We start from the raw sequence: 17,991 nt of genomic DNA, 5'->3' as shown, positions 1-17,991 counted from the left end.
TGTTCTTTACGCTATCTATTTTATGAGTCGGTAAGATATAAATTTAAATTCTTGTTTTTAAAAAACTGCAAGTCTTTAAAAAGGGCTTATGTATTATCACGATTTTCCCCAAATTTAAATGCCGGTGACACTTTAGAAATGTTCATGGCTTTCGTTTCCGAAGATGGAAGCAAAGTTTCCAACAATGTCTACCTCGGTTCAGGAACCGCCAGTTAGATTGGTAATTTTGTGGGTATGAGAACCGTCTTTTCAGAAATGGAAAGGCGGTTTTTTAGTGAATTAAGTTGATAATAAATGAAGTAAATTTTCTCTTCGTCGGCTAAATATCGGCTAAAACTCATTTTTTATTTTTCTTAAAAAACAAAACCCCTTGATTTCTCAAGGGGTTCCAGCGTTTTGGAAGCTATCCAGTGTGACCCCGGCAGGATTAACTTTGTTTTTCCTTACGGCTCTCGCGTGAAAATAGAAAGTTGTCCTGCCCTACGGTCAGTGTTTTTTTTTATTTCCCATAAAAGCTTTGAGCAAACTCAGCTTTTTCTGGGAAATAAAAAAGTCTACACTCTCGTGTAGACTTTCTGCTTTAGTGACCCCGGCAGGATTCAAACCTGCAACCCTCAGAGCCGAAATCTGATGCGCTATTCAGTTGCGCCACGGGGCCATTTTATTTATTTACTCAATTTACTTTTTACAATTGTTGAGATCGTTCTACCATCGGCCTTACCGGCTAATTCATTGCTCGCCATCCCCATTACTTTCCCCATATCCTGCATTCCGCTGGCACCGGTTTTCGTAATAATCTCGTCTACTTTGGCTTCAATTTCAGCCTCGCTTAATTGCTCAGGTAAAAAAGACTCGATTACAGCCGCCTGTTTTTCCTCAGGCTCGGCTAAATCTGCCCTATTTTGTTCCCTGTAAATTGCAGCACTCTCTTTGCGCTGTTTTACAAGTTTTTGCAAAAGTTTCAGTTCCTCATCTTCAGTCAAACCATCTTTTGAAGAGCTTTCAGTATTGGCCAGTAAAATCGCACTTTTAACCGATCGTAAAGCCTCCAGCTTTTCGCTGTCTTTTGCTTTCATAGCAGTTTTCATCTCTGCCATTACCTTATCCTGTAAACTCATAGCTTTTAAGTGTCATTTCTGCGCAGGCAGAAATCTAATTTCAGCAGCGAAGATAAAATATTAAAATTAATTCCCCACTTATTCTCCCTGCAAAATTAAGTATATTGAGGCTGTATAAAATATCTTTCCTATGAAAAATTTCATTTTATTCAGCTTGTTTTTGCTAAGTTTTTCAATTTCAGCGCAACAGCGATTTATCGATAATTCTTTTGATCTAAAAAAGACTGAAACCAATATTTACGCTACAAAAAACGGAGAAGAATTAAAATTAGACATTTACCAGCCTGGAAATGACACTTTGCATCAAAGACCACTTATTATCTTCATGCATGGCGGTGGATTTGCAGGCGGCACCCGAACCAATCAGGCTGAAGTAAAATTCGCCGAAACCGCAGCGAAAAAAGGTTATGTAGCTGTACAGATCTCGTATAGGTTAACCAGAAAAGGGCAGTCCTTTGGTTGCGATTATGAAGCTTCCGGAAAGATAAAAACCTTTAAACTGGCTGCTGAAGACTTCATGGATGCCGTTAGTTTCATGGTTCAAAATAAAGAGAAATTCCGCATAGATCCTTCAAAAATAATTGTAGGCGGAAGCAGTGCCGGAGCTGAAGCTGTTCTTAACGCGGTCTATAACGACAGGCTAATGTTTCCAGATGCTACTAAATACAAAAAAATAGATTTTTCAGGTGTTTTCTCCCTTGCCGGGGCCGTGGTTGACGCCAGGTATATTGTTGAAGAAAATGCAATCCCCGGAGTATTTTTTCATGGAACAGAAGACAACCTCGTGCCTTATGGAACCGCACCGCACCATTGGTGTGATGCAAATCAGCCGGGTTACATAATGTTAGACGGTTCAAAAACAATCACTGAAAAACTGGCAAAATTAAATACCTCTTATATGCTTTATAGTTTTGAAGGTGGGAAACACGAACATTCAGGCATGCCTTTCAAGTATTTCCCCGAAGTTTTCAAATTCTTTAATTCGGTGTTTCTAAATAATGAGAAACAGCAAATTGAGATTTGGAAATAAGATTTGTTAGCCTCAAAAATTTATTCCTATGAAATTCTACTACCTATACCTATTTGCCATAGCATCTATTTGGAACTTTAACCTAACGGCACAGCGTAATATTCAAAGTATAAATTCTGCCTGGGAATTTTCTTCGGAAAAAAATAATAAAACTCAAATCATTAGTATTCCGCATACCTGGAATGCCGAAGATGCTTTTCGCGATGGGAAAGAATATTTCCGCGGAAAAGGAACCTATAAAAAAACAATTTTTGCACCTCAGGGATGGAAACAAAAAAGAATCTTTTTAAAATTTGAAGGTAGTAATCAAATCACTAGTGTTTTTGTGAATGATGATAAGATTGGGGAACATCGCGGCGGATACACCGGATTTGTTTTTGATATTTCTGAGGCCTTAAAGCTCTCAAAGGAAAATGAGATTAGAATTCAAGTAGATAATACCCATCATACCGATATTCCTCCCTTGGACGCCGATTTCAATTTCTATGGTGGGATATACCGTGATCTTCAACTCATAATTACTGATGAAATTCATTTTGAACTCGAAAATGAAGCTACCGGGAATATGCTTATTAAAACTCCTGAAGTGTCGGCAGACAAGGCCCTGGTATCTTTTAAAACTAAAATTGTAAATCATTCTAATGCAACAAAAAACCTCCAGGTGAGTGTTGATATTTTCAATCCTGGAAAGCAAAAAATTGAAACTTTAATCAAAAAAATCAAGCTTTCTAAGGGAGAAACTAAAACGGTAGACTTTAGCAGTAAGATCAATAAGCCAGAACTATGGTCTCCCAATTTCCCCAATTTATATGAAGCGATAGCAAAAATTTCCGAAGAAAGCTCTAAAAAAGTTTTAGACGAGATAGATTCAAGATTCGGCTTACGTTGGTTTGAAGTGAGCACCGAAAAGGGTTTTGTTCTTAATGGAGAACCCATAAAATTAATTGGTGTCAACCGGCACCAGGATTTTGAAAATTTAGGCAATGCTTTACCCAACAAACTTCATAGATCAGATTATAAGGCCATCAAAGAAATGGGTGCCAACGTGATTCGCACCGCTCATTATCCCCAAGATCCCGAAGTTTACAAAATTTGTGACGAACTTGGTTTATTGGTATGGACAGAAGTGCCTGTTATTAACGATGTAACTGATACCGATGCCTACCACGAGGTTTCCCTTAAAATGCAGCGCGAGCAGATTCTGCAGTTCTATAACCATCCATCTATTGTAATGTGGGGCTTAATGAATGAAATTTTTATCAGGCTGGTTTTTAATAATAAAATGACCGATGAAGAAAAAGAAGCTAAGATCCAAACCTCAGTAGAATTAGCAAAAAAACTGGAACAAGAAACCAAAAAACTGGATCCCGCGAGGTTAAGTGTTATGGCTTTGCACGAAAATGAATTGTACAACGAATCCGGCATTGCCGATATTCCTGATGTCATTGGCTGGAATCTTTATTTTGGTTGGTATTCCCCTGGGCTGGAAAATTTTGGAGCATTTTTGGATGAACAATACCGGCGCTATCCGGATCGCCCATTGTTTATTTCGGAGTACGGTCCCGGTGCCGACTCAAGAATTCAAACCGACGATCCAAAAGCCTGGGATTATTCTGAGGCATACCAGTTAAAACTGCATAAGAGCTACCTCAACCAGGTGCAGAAACGAAATTTTGTTTTTGGAATGACCGCCTGGAATTTTGCTGATTTCGGCTCGTCTTTCAGGCAGGATTCAAGGCCGTATATCAACCAAAAAGGCCTGGTGAATATAGATCGCACCAAAAAAGATATATACCATTATTACCAGGCGAGATTGCTTGAAGAACCTTTTATTTATATCGCCGGAAAAAATCACCAAAAACGATATCCAAAGGATGAAAATGATAATTTGATAATAACCGTATTTTCTAATGCAAACGAGGTAATCCTGAATGTAAATGATACTGAATTTACATCGGGAGTTGAAGACGGGATTGCTATTTTTAAGCTTTCGCTTCCGGAAGGAAATCATCAATTGGTCGCTACAGATGGGTGGGTTTCTCATACCCGTGAAATTCAGGTGAAATTCAGAAAAAATCTTGTCCCTGAAATTGATGATAATGGGCTACTGGTAAATGTAGGCACTCACGTAAATTTTACCGATGAAATTACCGGCGAAATCTGGATTAGTGACCAGAAATATAAAGAAGGAAGTTTTGGGTTTATGGGTGGAAGCGTTTACCAGAAAAGCAGCAGCAAATTCCAGGGAACTGCTTCAGATATTCAGGGTACAGAGAACGATCCGCTATATCAAACAATGCGTGAAGGTATTAAGGCTTATAATTTTGACGTAGAGAAGGGAAAATACCGTATTACATTGCTTTTTGCCGAACCTGATTTTAATGCTTCTGAAGAAAATATTTATAACCTCAGTGAGGCAAAAAAGAAAAAAACTACTGGATTAAGAAGTTTTGATGTAAAGATTAATGGAGAAACACTTTCTAAAGACCTCAACCTTGCCAGGGATTATGGAAGAATCCAAGCCGTGGAAATTTCATATGAAGTCAAAACAGAAAATAAGATATCAGTAGAATTTGGGGAAAATTCGGGAAAAGCATTATTATCAGGAATCAAAATAGAAAAATTGTAGCAGAAATGATTTCATTACGGTTAGTTTTTATTTAAGGATGTTCATCTTCGATCCAAAATATCATTTAGCTCCTCCGATATAAACAAAGCCCTATCCTAAAAACAGGAAAATCCCGCCAATAGCGGGATTATAACCTGGAGACCGTAGGGTGCCTCCAAATATGACATTAATAAAAAACCTATTCCACTAGTTTAAAAGTTCCAGCATTAACAAATTCAAATTCCATCTGATTTACCTTTTTCTAATGATTCCGCTTTTGTTAGAAATGTCATTTTCATTAAAAGTTTCTACTTGAAATAATATGCCCGATCAATATTTAAAGCTCTTAAACCGTAGTTTTAATCATCAAAGGCTTACAGTAAGTTTTCCTGCGAAAAGACGGGTAGGGCCGTCAACAAAAACCAGGCTGAGGGCATTTTTTAAATTTTGATGTTTTATTTCACTGTAAATGTTCCTGCAGGTTCAAGATTTGAAGTTCCTCCAACGAAAAACTCAAATTCACCAGGTTCTACTACATACTCCAGATCAGCATTATAAAATTTCAGGTTTTCCCGACTAATTTCAAATTCTACGGTTTTGCTTTCACCTTTCTTAAGGTAGATTTTTTTAAACATCTTCAACTCCTTACCGGGAGGAGTAATGCTTCTCACCTTATCATGAGTATAGAGCTGCACTACTTCTTCCCCGTCAAAATCACCATTATTGGCAACTTTCACAGAGATAGTCAGACTTTCATCTCCAGAGATTTCCTTTTTATCAATACTGGTTTGAGCATATTCGAAATCAGTATAGCTAAGTCCGTATCCAAATGGCAGGAGTGCTGAATTTGGCGCATCCAAATAATTTGACTTAAACTTTTGAAATTCAGTATCCGAAGGTCCCGGTCTTCCAGTGATTTTCCTACTGTAATAAACCGGTATCTGTCCCACATTATGTGGCCAGCTCATAGTAAGTTTTCCTGAAGGGTTATAGTTTCCAAAAAGCAAATCGGCAATAGCATTCCCTGCTTCTACTCCAGGATGCCAAACCTGCAGAATATCTACCGGTAATTGCATCTCTTCTGAAATATCCAGTGGTCGACCACTCATAAGCACCAACACTACAGGTTTCCCGGTTGCAGCAAGTTGACGAATTAGCTTCTTCTGGCTTTCAGGAATTCTTATATCGGTTCTGTTGGAAGACTCACCACTCATTTCACTGGCTTCACCTACCACTGCCACAACCACATCGGCAGCATTGGCAACTTCCAGAGCTTCATCCAGCAACTCTTCAGGAGATTCTTCAGAAACAATAATCTTTGGACCCAAAGCGTTCACGTTTTCAATAAACTGAGCATCATCACTTATGTTAGCTCCTTTAGCGTAAGAAACATTAACCTTTGGCATTACATTTTTAATCCCTTCCAAAACCGGTACCGAAAGTTTAAAATCTCCGGTTGGCGCCCAGGTTCCCAGCATATTATACTGATCATTGGCTAAAGGGCCAATTAAGGCAATATTAGCATCTTTTTTAAGCGGAAGTACTTCAGCATCTTTTTTCAACAAGACTGCTGCTCTGGTAGCAGCCTTTCTTGCGAGAGCGCGGTTTTCATCCGAAAGTATATCCTTTTCAGGCCTGCTCTCATCGGAATAACGATAAGGATCATCCAAAAGGCCTAACTTGTGCTTAGCTTCCAGGATTCGTCTTGCCGCCGTCGTTATTGTTTCTTCGGAAACTTTTCCTTCTTCAACCGATTTCTTTAAGGTGGTTAAAAATCCCTCACCCACCATATCCATATCGAGCCCGGCGTTTATTGCCAATGCTGAAACTGCCTGCAGGTCTCCCATTCCGTGGGCGATCATTTCATTTACCGAGGTGTAATCAGAAACCACAAAGCCTTCAAAGCCCCACTCTTCCCGAAGCAGATCGGTAAGTAACCATTTATTTCCGGAAGCCGGCACCCCGTGAATATCGTTAAAGGAGCTCATCACACTGGAAACTCCAGCATCTACGGCAGCTTTGTAGGGAGGCAGATATTCATTATACATTCTTATTTTACTCATATCTACGCTATTGTAGTCACGACCGCCTTCAGCAGCACCATATAATGCCATATGTTTTACTGTAGACAACATTGTGTTGGTTTGGGTAAGATCGTCTCCCTGATAGCCTTCAACCATAGCCTTGGCAACCTGCGATCCCAGATAAGGGTCTTCCCCAGCTCCTTCGGCTACGCGACCCCAGCGAGGGTCGCGGGCAATATCAACCATAGGAGAAAAATTCCAGTTAATCCCATCGGCGGTAGCTTCTTTAGCGGCTACCTCGGCGGTTTTCTTAATCAATTCCATATCCCAGCTGGACGAAAGACCTAGTGGGATAGGAAAAGTTGTTTTATAACCGTGAATAACATCAGATCCTATAAGCAATGGAATACCTAAACGGGAGTTCTCTACGGCAAGCTTTTGTGCCTGTCTAACTTTTTTAGGACTGGAAACACCAAAAACGCCTCCAACATTACCTTCCCTTATTTTGGCTTCTACACCTTCACTCACCACTGATCCCGTGGCTACTCCCCCACCGGGGGTTAGTAAGTTTAGCTGACCGATCTTTTCTTCGAGGGTCATTTTCGTAAGTAATTCCTCCACCTGTGGGATCTTCTCCTGTGCTTGTAGTGAGGAGAGTCCTATAAAAAACAGGATAACGACTGACAGATTAATTTTTTTCATATTAGTTATGCTTTAATAATTGATAATTAGCTTTTCTTTATTTCACTTCCTGAACCTCAGTTCTCTCTGAAATTCCATTTTCATTAAAGGCTTCAATACAGAAGTAATACTTTGTATTACGATCCAGGTTGCGCATAAAATGTTCATTTTCGTCATAAATTAACCAGGAGTGATATAATTTATCCGGAGCAATACCCCAGCGAATATTATAACCCTGGGCTCCTTTCACAGGATTCCAACTGAAAGATGCATCTCTGCGGTCTTCCTGTCTGGAAATTTCAAAGTTTTTTACCTTAGCCGGCTTTTTGCCGAAACCTTTACCAAATACCCGTATCTCAGATAATGCCAGGTTATTTCCGGGCACCTGAACATTCTTATACCTCACATATTTTGCCTTTTTCGGTTGGTTCAGGGTGAGGTAAGCATTAGGGGCATCTTCAAAACTATTACTTCGGTCTACCACAGGTTCCCAATCTGTTCCATTCACTGAAACTTCCAGGGTAAACCTGTGATGCAAGCCTTCGGTGCGGGTATAAATGCTTGCTTCTTCGTCATGAAAATTCAACTGAAACGCATAGATATTTCCGGGTGCAAGCATTTCGATCTCCACCCATTGTGTATCATCATTAGCTTCAGCAACCCAGAAAGATTTCGGACTTTCATCGGTTAATAATTTCGAAATAATCTCTCCTTCACTGTTTTTTTCCAAAGGCATTTTGGTGATATCGAAATCTCCATCGGTAGAAGTACTTTTTCTTACCTGTTTCTTTGAAGATGAAACGGTAGCTTTTCCTTTATAAGAAAGCAACATCCAGCCGCTATGTTGTCCGGCTTTTGTTGGATGCTCCGGACCAAATAACGGGTAATCCCCGTAGCTGGTATTGGTATACATTAAACCTTCATCATCAAAATAAGTGGGAAACATAGATAGCCTTCGTTCCCAATGAGAATTGGAGGCCAGGGCCATAGTAGCAAAATGCCAGTATTGTCCGTTGGTTTGTTTCATAGTCACTCCGTGTCCCGCACCATTAGCAAAACCGCCCGGCTTGAAACTCATAGGGTTATTTTTCATATACTCAAAGGGCCCCAGCGGACTATCGCCTACGTAGGCAGCATCGGCATAGACATTAAACTGGGTCCCGGGTGCCGCATACTGTAGATAATATTTACCGTTGTGTTTGGTCATAGAGGCACCTTCCATATAACCTTCTTTTAAGGTTGGATGAAAATTGTTTTCTCCAAAACGCTCCCAGCCGTGTTCTTCTTCAACGAGGTTAATAAGTTCTTTTTCCACTCCGGTTTCAAGAAATCGATCGTCTTTATCCAGCATTTTAACCTTAAGAGGATGCACATTTGATGAGCCCCAATACAAATAGGTTTTCCCATCCTCATCGATAAACAATTCTGAATCCTGAATGTTTGTGGAAATAGATGCGGTTGGTGTCCACTCCCCACTTTTTGGATCATCGGAGTAAAGAATGCTTCCATAACCTGCCGGATCTCCTGCAAAGTATACCAATGAATCTTTATAATTAAAAGCCGTAGGAGCATTGGAACCTTCGAAATACCATTGCTTAGGTTTTATAAATTCCCAATTAATCAAATCCGTGGAGTGCCAATAACCAAAAGAGCGTGTAACAAACATGTAGTATTCGCCACGAAATTCAATAACCGCCGGATCTGCACCCGAACGGTAGGAAATATTATTGCTGGAGTTATAAACCATATAGGTATAGTCTATATCCAGCGGATTGATATAGGTTTCGGGAACTATCTCCTCCTGCGCATTTAAGAATGCACTCAGGAGCAAGGCTGTTATGGCAATTATTTTTTTGAAATTTTTCATTTCTTTTATTTTAATCATTCCTTATTCTTCCTTTTTATGAGAGAATAACCAGGGTAATAAATTAGGTTCAGCAAAAGCCGAATCCCAGCTGTTATGATTATCATCCGGATATAAAGAAAGCTTGGCATTTCCTCCATAATGGTTGATAGCGCGAGCCATTGCTTCAGAGTATTCTGGAAGTACTACATCATCTTTTTTTCCGTGGAAAAGCCAAATATTAAAACCTTGCCGATATTCTCTAGCTATTTCGGGATTGGCACCGCCACATATTGCAAATGCTGCAGCGAACATTTGAGGCTTTTTATAAATGAGTTCGAAGGTTCCCATTCCTCCCATGGAAAGTCCGCCCACGTAAATTTGGTCTCTGTTTACGTAATCTTTAGAGGTCATTTCTTCCATTAAATCCATCACTAGTTGTAAGGATTTGGTAGCCGGTTTGTCATTCATAAAATCAAATTGAAAAGGAACGGTATCACGGTTCACCTCAACCTTCGCCCAATAATCGTCTTTTGGCGCCTGTGGAAATATAACTATGGCCGGAAACTTCTCCTGATTATTCAGAAATAGTTCGCTTCCGTGAGTTAATTGAGATTGATTATCGGCACCTCTTTCTCCTGCACCATGTAGAAATAAAACCACGGGATATTCTTTCTTTTCTGAAAAATCCTTCGGAAATAAAATGCGATAATTTAAGGTATCGGCATTCTTTATAAAATGTTCTTTTTTAAAGGCTTCCCGCTTTTGTGCATTAACCGTAAAAGGTATTAACATCAGGATTAATATAAATATCGCTAAAATGTATAAAAATCTTTTTTTCATTTTTTATTTTATAAAACCTTACAGGTTTGTTATTAATAAGAAAAACCCAGTTTATCCAATCCTTGCTGTACTTCCGGAGCTCCCATAAATAGGTCCCAGATAAGTCCGGAGCGATAATTTTCTATCATTACCACCGTTGGCCCCTGATCTATTGCCAAATATTTTTTAGCTGCCCAATCTTCACCTTCAAGGCTAAAAGCGTCGTAAAAACCGGCCGGGCCCCATAGCAATTCGTTTTGATCTTCAAAAAAATACCTCATCGCCCCCAAAGAAAGTTCAGGAGTATACGGTATAGAGCTAATTGCTGCAGTAGGAGAAACCACTCCCTTGTCATCATCTGGGGAATGGGCGGCATATCCAATTCCATCGTCATCCTTACGCGTATAACTTGCGGTTAGACCCCAGGAATTTTCGGTATAGGTTTCAAAATCTTTAGGATTTTCCCGGGAGTATTCATAATTGATTTTGGTATGATTTACATTCAAATCCCAGTAATTTGCATATTTATCTTCAAGTCCTTTTGGGTTCAAGCCTAAGTAGGAGTAATGTGCCCAAAAAAGCGGACCAGCCTTATCACCACGGGTATTGTGTTTAAGGATTAAAGGCATTCCATAGGCTTCTTTATCGGTTACAATATCACCTCCGCGGGCCCAGCCTTCGTGATAGACCTCGGACTCTATTGCGTGATTGGGGGACGAAGCGGCCATAACATAGGTGATCAAACATTCGTTATAACCTTCGATCATAAAGTCCATTTCCCACTGATAATCTGGTGACCAGTGCCAGTAAAGTCCGTCTTTATTATTCGTGTACCATTCCCAGTCAATTCCTTTCCAAAGCTCATCGTATTTTGCAGCAACCGCTTTTTCTTCTTCATTTCCATTTTTTAAATATTCCCGAACTACAATAAAGCCCTGGGCTAAAAATGAAGTTTCCACAAGGTCGCCTCCATTATCTTTATCACTAAAAGCCTGAACTTCACCGGTTTCTCCATTTAGCCAATGTGGCCAAACCCCGTGAAATCTTGGAGCATTATCTAAAAAATCAGCGATTTTATCCAGACGAGCTACTGCCGAATCACGCTGAATCCATTCCCGATCCATTCCAGATACGATAGCCATAAGTCCAAAACCTGAGCCGCCGGTGGTCACCACGTGGGCATCGTTTTTTGGATATTCGCCGTCGGGGTGCCAGCGCTCGCGAGCCATTCCTGAATTTGGTTCGGCATAATCCCAAAAATATTTAAGGCTTTGCTTCTGAACCGTGTCCAGCAAGGCTTCTTCGGAAAGTGTTTCAGTTTCAGTTTTTTCTATTCTGTCCTTATCAGATTTGTTTTTGCAACTAACAAACAACATACTGAATATGATAAAACTTAAGATTGATTTATAATTAGTTATCATTGTATAATTCTAAATTTTCGGTATTAATAATTAAACCCTAGTTTAATTAAGCCGGCTTGAACTTCTTCATCTTGCATAAAAAGATCCCAAAGCAAACCAGTTCTGTAATTTTCTATCATTGAAATTATTGGCCCCTGGTCTATAGCTAAATAACCATCGGCAACCCAGTTCTCTTCTTCAGAAAAAGCATCATAAAAACCATAGGGTCCCCAGAGCTCATCTCCTTTTTCCTCATAGAAATAGCGCAGTGCCTTCATAGATTCTTCAGGAGTATAAGGGAAAGAGGATATGGCCGCAGTAGGCGTAATTACCCCCAAATCGTTCGCAGGACTATGTGCTGAGTAGCCTTCATAATTATCACTGGCCGTTAAACCCCAGCTGTTCTCGCCATAGCCCTCATAATTCTTAGGGTTATCTATGGCATAATTATAATGAATAAGACTATGTGCGGTGTTTTGATCCCAGTAATTTGCATACTGATCGCTAAGATTTCTGGGATTCAGCCCCATAAACGAATAATGTGCAAAAAAGAGTGGTCCACCGTACGCAGGACCTAATGGGAGGGTTACACCATAATACTGCCTATTATTTACCATATTTCCATTAGATGCCCAACCCTGATGATAGACTTCAGGCTCAATAGAATAAGTTGGTGAAGCCGAAGCAAGCACATAGACAATAAGAGATTCATTCCATCCCCGTATCATAAGATCTTTCTGAAAATTATAAGTTGGGGACCAGTGCCAGTAAAGCACATTTTCTCCCTGGGTGTACCAATCCCACTCTACAGCTTCCCACAGTGCGGTAATTCGTTCTGAAATACTTGTTTCTTCGGAAAAATACTGTCGGTTTATAAGCAAACCCTGCATAAGGAAAGCAGTTTCTACAAGGTCACCACCATCATCCATATCTCCAAAGGGACGTGTTTGGGCAGCATCGTCTAAATACCAATGGGAAAAAGCGCCGTGATAGGTAGGAACTTCTTCCAAAAAGTCAAGAATTTTTTCAAGCCTTTCAACTGCTTCTTCTCTGCTTATCCATCCTCGTTCTACAGCGACAGGAAAGGCCGCCAGGCCAAAACCGGAGCCTCCAATGGTAACAATATTTCTTGCTTCACCTCCATAAGCTTCTTCCTGGGAGCGTTCACGCGCTAATCCGGAATTTATGCCGGCAAAATCCCAAAAATATTTAAAAGTAGTTTTCTGTACTTTTTCCAGTAGTTCCTTATCGCTAAGACTTTCTTCCTTGTCTTCATCCTTTCCTGCATCTGGATTATATGGTTCCTGAAATCCTGGGCCAGAGTCGTTAGAACAAGCCGTAAAAATCAAAAACAATCCTAATACATACATAGTCCGCAGCATAATTTGATTTTTTAAGTATTATTGAATTACCCAAAAAATTTCAGGTTAAAAAGCTAATAAAAGGGTTATTTAAATTTAAGATTAGGTCTTTCTGACAGAATTATCCTCAAAAAAACCATTAGAAAAAACCCGGCACCGGATAAGGGTGCCGGAAATTTTTATTTACTGGCCCATTGCGGCCTGAATCTCTTCCTGAGTAAGCGCTTTGTTGTAAAAACGCAGCTCATCCATATAACTCTGGTCTGAAAGGTGGTTCCATTCGGTAAACCTTGGCGCACCCGACATGATTGAAACTATATCGGTTCCTGTCCAGTCTACCCCACCAGATACTGCTCCGGTGTTCACCAATTCCCCGTCCAGGTAAATCTGGCTTTCTGAATCGGTAATCACAAAAGCTACATGTACCCAATCTCCATCTGCAACGGTGATTATACCACCATCGTTCCAGCTGTCTGCAGAACCATTTCCAACATTGGCTTTAATTCGCTGTTCCTCGGAATCTCCTTCTCTGAATAATCTGAACCCGCTGGTACGATTATTTTGAGCGTCCGGATTGTCTTCATCTTCAGGACCAATGGTGATAATTCCTGCACGATCTGGGCTGGCGTTTACTTTATACCAGAAAGTCGTACTGAATTCGTCGCTCAATAACCCATCTGAGGGCATCATTAAGTAAGCTCCTTCTGCACCGGCATAGGCATTACTTCCTGAAACACTCTCCCCGGCAAAGCCTGGAGAACCAACTTCGGTTACCTCACGATTTGCTACCAAATCATTGTAATTTCCATCAAATGGCATATCGAGAGTAATAGAAGAAGCATTGATCAAATCCTGGATTTCAGCCTGGGTTAACTCACGGTTAAATAGCCTTAATTCATCAATAACACTATTTATATCCGATCTATGATCCCAGTAACTAAAGGTTTCTCCACCTGCGCCAATTGTTAATTGCTCAACTCCGGTCCAATCTACCGCACCAGTCATCACACCGGTATTTACTGGCATTCCATTGAAATAAAGTACTGTTTCTGATTCCGTAATGCTAAAGGCAATATGCACCCATTCTCCTTCGGTGACATCAATCACTCCACCATCGTTCCAGCTTTCTCCCGATCCGGTTCCCACGTTCAGTTTAAGCCTTTGCTCTTCGGCCGATCCTTCTCTAAACAATCTGAAACCTTGCTGACGGTTTTCGCTGGCACCAGCCCCCTCAGCGCCGGCTACAAGAATTCCTGCACGGTCTGATTCAGCACTAACCTTATACCAGAAAGCACCACTGAGTTCACTACCCAGATCTTCTTCATTCAATTCAACATCAACATAGGAATCTGCAACTCCTAGATAGGCACCTGTACCTAAATAAGAATTAGAGGTAATCCCGGGATTTCCGGTTTCTTCCCCCATGTATATATTTACCAGCTCAGTAAAATCTGCATCAAAAGGCATATAGAAGAATTCTCCGGCATATCTGGGAGTATAAGGCGGTTCTTTACTAAAGTTCACAGTTTTGCTGGTAGTATTACCAGCGATATCAGTGGCTTTTATGGTGAGGGTATGCTCTCCATTGGTTACCTGATCAAAAGGAACTTCCTCTTTTACAATCCGGTAATCAAGAAAATCATTATATGTTGCGATCTGATTTCCATTTACCAGCACTTCAATATTATCTACTTCAATATCGTCTTTTACTTCGAAACGGATATCAATAGCAGCTACCGGTTCAGGAACCTTAATAGTTGTTCCTTCATTGGGATACTGAATATTAATTTCTGGTGCCCCCGCATCAGGTCCCGGATCTACCTGTGTAAGTGGATCTATATTATCATAATCACAGGAAGCAAAACCAATAACGAGGAACAAAAGTCCAATAGAAGATTTTATATAATTTTTCATACCTATCTGTTTTGCTGGTTTAGTATTGAATTCATCATGGCATTAGCTCCAAGAGGCAATGCATCTATCTGCGCCTGTGGATAAGGCAAGTATTCTTTATCGGCCGAGAAGTTTCTTCCGTCATAACTTAATTCCCCATACTTATCGTGGCGAATCATATCGAAATATCTAATACCCCATTCCATAGCGAGTTCAGCGAATTTCTCATCCAGTACCTGCTCGTGAGTTACTCCGTTTAAATCATTCAAACCGGCACGATCTCTTACTAAATTCACTGCTTCATCGGCTGAAATACTGGTTGGATTAGCCCCCAGGGTTACTGCTTCAGCATACATAAGGAGAATTTCAGCATAACGAATAACAATCATATTCTTTCCGGCGCTATAATCATTTCTACCATCGGTTAATTGGATAGAAGGCAAATAATGTTTGCCGCTGGAAAAAATCGCTCTTTCAAAATCATTGATCACATCTCCCGATGGGGTTTCATTGTTTACAAAAGATGGAAGGTCTGTATACCCATCTGCTTCCAGTTCAGCGATTCCACGGTTGGTAAATAAAACACTGGTTTGTAATCTAACATCTTCATCACGATCCAGCATAAACTCAATAAACTTAAGGCTAGGCTCATAAAAGCCCCAACCACTTTGGGCATTTTCCCTTGCAGGGGTCCAGTTTTGAGGTCCAAACGGGGCGTATAAATGATACAGGGCATCTCCAGCTGGAGTTCCGTAGTCTGAGTATTGCAACTCCAATAAGCTTTCATTGCTCAATTCACCAGGCTTTTTGAAAAGCTGATAAAAATCCGGATAAAGCTCGAATTTTCCGGAGCTGATTATTGCTCCTGCAGCATCTGCTACTTCCTGATGATTTCCCAGTTCCTGATGAGCCAGGGCCTTCATGGCATAAGCAGTATAGCTGGTGACTCCACCCTGAATATCGGTTCTTTCATTCGGTCTTAGGTCGGGAAGCTCCTGAATAGCCATATCCATCTGGTCAGAAATAAATTGCATAACCTCGACTTTAGAGGAAACACCGCGCTCCAATTCTTCTTCTGGTTGGTTGGAGGTAATGATAAATATATCTTCCCAAACCCTGGCCAGGTTAAAATGAAGCCATGCTCTCATGACCATGATTTCAGCTATATATTGGTCAGCTCTGGCTGCGTCAGCTTCATTGGCATATTCCCTGAAATTCTCAAGTTGTAAAATAGCCGTATTCATATTGATAATATCATTATAATGCACATTCCATAGTGAATTATACATCCAGTAATCCTTATCATATATATACCTATCGGTATCGGCAAAGGGTTGCTGGTCGCCTAAACCACCTGCATTAACATCATCCCCCCTAACTCCCATTAGAAGAGGTTCTTCCCATCCCCGGGTAGCAAGCTCATAATAAGCCCCAATTAATGGCTGGACCATGTTACTCGCATCGGTATAGTCAAGATCGCCAGTATTTAACTGACCTTCCCGCACATCCAGTTTATCATGGCAGGAACTAAGGCCTACTCCCATTAAAAAGAACAGAAGTAATATTTTTGTTGAATTATATCTTTTCATATTAATCTTTTTAGAATTTTAAATTAACTCCCAGGGTATATATAGCTGGAACCGGATAGGTTTGCCTGTCTACTCCGTTAGGAACTTCAGGATTAAATCCGTTATAATCAAAAATTGAAAGTGGTTTTTCCGCAGTAAAATAAATTCTAGTTTGCGGTAATCCTTCGGCTTCTATATTATATGCAACCTGAATGTTTTGTATCCGGAAGAAGTCTCCGTCTTCAACCCAGAAATCACTTAATTTCTGATTCCAGGCCTTTCTTAGTCCGGCTGAAGATGGATAAGAGTTACTGGTTCCCTCTCCATGCCATCTGTTAATGGCAAGATCTGCGTCCATGTTGGTGTCCTGGGTGAAAATAATTTCCCCTCTTTTACGGTTTAGGATCTTATTACCGGTTTGCGCATAGACATCCATAGAGAACTCGAAGGCCTTATAGTTTGCTCCAAAACTAGCTCCAAAGGTGTATTCAGGCAGGAAGGATCCAAGGATCACGCGATCGGCATCATCGATTACTCCATCTCCATTTTGGTCACGGTAAATTAAATCCCCGGGTACAAGTCCATTCTCTACAGCTATGGGATCGGCTTCAATTTGCTGTTGATTTTGATAGACGCCAATTCTTTCATACCCAAAAAAGCCTAACAAAGGTCCTCCAAGCTCAGTTCGTTGTCTGAATTCAGCCGAACCGGAATCTATATATCCTCTTTCATCTTCTATTTCGATAGCTTCATTCTTTAAGGTTGTAAAGTTGGCTCCGATTCTATAGCTAAAATCATCGTTAACCTGGTGATTCCAGTTAGCACTTAATTCGAGACCCTGGTTTCGAATTACTCCCGAGTTTCGATCAACACTTCGGTTTACAATAGGAATATAAACCGGTAAAATGGCATCCTGAGTATCTCGAATATAATAATCGGCATCTATGGATAACCTGCTGTCAAAAGTTTGCAGGTTTAAACCAAAGTTCTTTTCCTCGATCACCTCCCAGGTATTATTCGAGAATACACTCGTAGAAGTAAGCCCTGTTCGCGGCTGGTCACCAATGGGAGTGGTAATCACTTCAATGGTATTTGAACCTGCACTGGCAGCTACATTATCATTTCCTAACTTACCCCAACTTGCCCTGAATTTCAGGAAATCAAAAACCTCATTATCGGCAAGAAAATCTTCATCAGAAGCTACCCAACCAAGACCTACAGAGGGGAAATATCCCCAGGGATCTAATGTGAATTTCGAGGAACCATCGGCTCTGAGGGTTGCATATAATAAATACCTGTCTTTATAGTCATAAGCTACTCTCCCAAAGTAGGATACCCCATAAAACCTGGTACCTATTTCTTCTACATTATTACTAAAGGAATCCTGATCTGCAAAATCAAGGTACCAGCTGGTTTCAAGCCCTATTCCAGCAATATCATATCCCGTAGCTTCAAATTTATTACTGGCTTCATCTCTAAAGGAGGTACCTAGCATTACCGTGAGGTCGTGATCTCCAAAGTTGTCATTATAGGTAAGCACATTATCCCAATACTGATTGGAAAAGTTATTATTTTCTCTTTTAATACTGGACCTTCTTTCAAAATTATTTCCTAAGGTATACGGTAAGTCCACTTCCCTGTTT

12 protein-coding genes and 1 tRNA gene are annotated in these 17,991 nt (G+C 40.4%); 3 read left to right on the top strand and 10 right to left on the bottom strand.

Going from position 1 to position 17,991, the window contains the following annotated elements; translation table 11 throughout:
• Positions 1–51: 51 nt before the first annotated feature.
• On the top strand, positions 52–216 hold the full coding sequence (locus VIM94_RS04420; RefSeq protein ID WP_332038077.1) for a DUF6266 family protein: 165 nt from the start codon (positions 52–54) through the stop codon (positions 214–216).
• 368 nt (positions 217–584) lie between these two features.
• Here VIM94_RS04420 and VIM94_RS04415 read toward each other — a convergent pair.
• Both VIM94_RS04415 and VIM94_RS04410 read right to left on the bottom strand, forming a co-directional pair.
• Positions 585–658, bottom strand: a tRNA-Arg gene (locus VIM94_RS04415).
• A 7-nt stretch (positions 659–665) separates the two neighbouring features.
• Entirely contained in the window at positions 666–1,097 is a 432-nt protein-coding gene (locus VIM94_RS04410; protein WP_414707149.1) for a GatB/YqeY domain-containing protein, read from the bottom strand.
• A 151-nt stretch (positions 1,098–1,248) separates the two neighbouring features.
• Between VIM94_RS04410 and VIM94_RS04405 the strand changes: the two genes are divergently transcribed.
• Positions 1,249–2,148, top strand: a complete 900-nt coding sequence (locus VIM94_RS04405; protein ID WP_332038075.1) for an alpha/beta hydrolase — start codon at positions 1,249–1,251, stop codon at positions 2,146–2,148.
• Between the two features lie 28 nt (positions 2,149–2,176).
• A complete protein-coding gene (locus tag VIM94_RS04400; protein WP_332038074.1) occupies positions 2,177–4,777 on the top strand; it encodes a glycoside hydrolase family 2 TIM barrel-domain containing protein in 2,601 nt (866 codons plus the stop codon).
• A gap of 434 nt (positions 4,778–5,211) precedes the next feature.
• Here the strand turns inward: VIM94_RS04400 and bglX are convergent, their stop codons facing one another.
• From bglX to VIM94_RS04360, 8 genes are all read right to left on the bottom strand, one after another.
• Complete coding sequence (gene bglX, locus VIM94_RS04395; RefSeq protein WP_332038073.1) at positions 5,212–7,482, bottom strand: beta-glucosidase BglX; 2,271 nt, start codon at positions 7,480–7,482, stop codon at positions 5,212–5,214.
• 37 nt (positions 7,483–7,519) lie between these two features.
• Positions 7,520–9,328, bottom strand: a complete 1,809-nt coding sequence (locus VIM94_RS04390) for a family 43 glycosylhydrolase (RefSeq protein WP_332038072.1) — start codon at positions 9,326–9,328, stop codon at positions 7,520–7,522.
• A gap of 21 nt (positions 9,329–9,349) precedes the next feature.
• Positions 9,350–10,147 (bottom strand): dienelactone hydrolase family protein, encoded by a 798-nt coding sequence (locus VIM94_RS04385; RefSeq protein ID WP_332038071.1) that lies wholly within the window; start codon positions 10,145–10,147, stop codon positions 9,350–9,352.
• Positions 10,148–10,179: 32 nt separating this feature from the next.
• Entirely contained in the window at positions 10,180–11,547 is a 1,368-nt protein-coding gene (locus VIM94_RS04380) for a glucoamylase family protein (RefSeq protein WP_332038070.1), read from the bottom strand.
• Positions 11,548–11,570: 23 nt separating this feature from the next.
• Complete coding sequence (locus VIM94_RS04375; protein WP_332038069.1) at positions 11,571–12,896, bottom strand: glucoamylase family protein; 1,326 nt, start codon at positions 12,894–12,896, stop codon at positions 11,571–11,573.
• Positions 12,897–13,070: 174 nt separating this feature from the next.
• On the bottom strand, positions 13,071–14,801 hold the full coding sequence (locus tag VIM94_RS04370) for a LamG-like jellyroll fold domain-containing protein (RefSeq protein ID WP_332038068.1): 1,731 nt from the start codon (positions 14,799–14,801) through the stop codon (positions 13,071–13,073).
• Between the two features lie 2 nt (positions 14,802–14,803).
• Positions 14,804–16,369: a RagB/SusD family nutrient uptake outer membrane protein gene (locus VIM94_RS04365; protein ID WP_332038067.1), complete on the bottom strand. Its 1,566-nt coding sequence runs from the start codon at positions 16,367–16,369 to the stop codon at positions 14,804–14,806.
• 10 nt (positions 16,370–16,379) lie between these two features.
• Positions 16,380–17,991, bottom strand: a 1,612-nt coding sequence (locus VIM94_RS04360; RefSeq protein ID WP_332038066.1) for a SusC/RagA family TonB-linked outer membrane protein, incomplete at its 5' end; no start/stop codon positions are given.

The sequence above is a fragment of the Salegentibacter sp. genome (assembly GCF_036568425.1).
GTDB lineage: Bacteria > Bacteroidota > Bacteroidia > Flavobacteriales > Flavobacteriaceae > Salegentibacter.
The sequence above is the reverse complement of the archived record's forward strand: the minus strand, read 5'-3'. Positions and strand labels throughout refer to the sequence as shown.

Bases quoted from the DNA above. Each gene is read 5' to 3' on its own strand.
- VIM94_RS04410 (WP_414707149.1), bottom strand. From the start codon at position 1,097: ATGGCAGAGATGAAAACTGCTATGAAAGCAAAAGACAGCGAAAAGCTG.
- VIM94_RS04405 (WP_332038075.1), top strand. From the start codon at position 1,249: ATGAAAAATTTCATTTTATTCAGCTTGTTTTTGCTAAGTTTTTCAATT.
- VIM94_RS04400 (WP_332038074.1), top strand. From the start codon at position 2,177: ATGAAATTCTACTACCTATACCTATTTGCCATAGCATCTATTTGGAAC.
- bglX (WP_332038073.1), bottom strand. From the start codon at position 7,482: ATGAAAAAAATTAATCTGTCAGTCGTTATCCTGTTTTTTATAGGACTC.
- VIM94_RS04390 (WP_332038072.1), bottom strand. From the start codon at position 9,328: ATGAAAAATTTCAAAAAAATAATTGCCATAACAGCCTTGCTCCTGAGT.
- VIM94_RS04385 (WP_332038071.1), bottom strand. From the start codon at position 10,147: ATGAAAAAAAGATTTTTATACATTTTAGCGATATTTATATTAATCCTG.
- VIM94_RS04380 (WP_332038070.1), bottom strand. From the start codon at position 11,547: ATGATAACTAATTATAAATCAATCTTAAGTTTTATCATATTCAGTATG.
- VIM94_RS04375 (WP_332038069.1), bottom strand. From the start codon at position 12,896: ATGTATGTATTAGGATTGTTTTTGATTTTTACGGCTTGTTCTAACGAC.
- VIM94_RS04370 (WP_332038068.1), bottom strand. From the start codon at position 14,801: ATGAAAAATTATATAAAATCTTCTATTGGACTTTTGTTCCTCGTTATT.
- VIM94_RS04365 (WP_332038067.1), bottom strand. From the start codon at position 16,369: ATGAAAAGATATAATTCAACAAAAATATTACTTCTGTTCTTTTTAATG.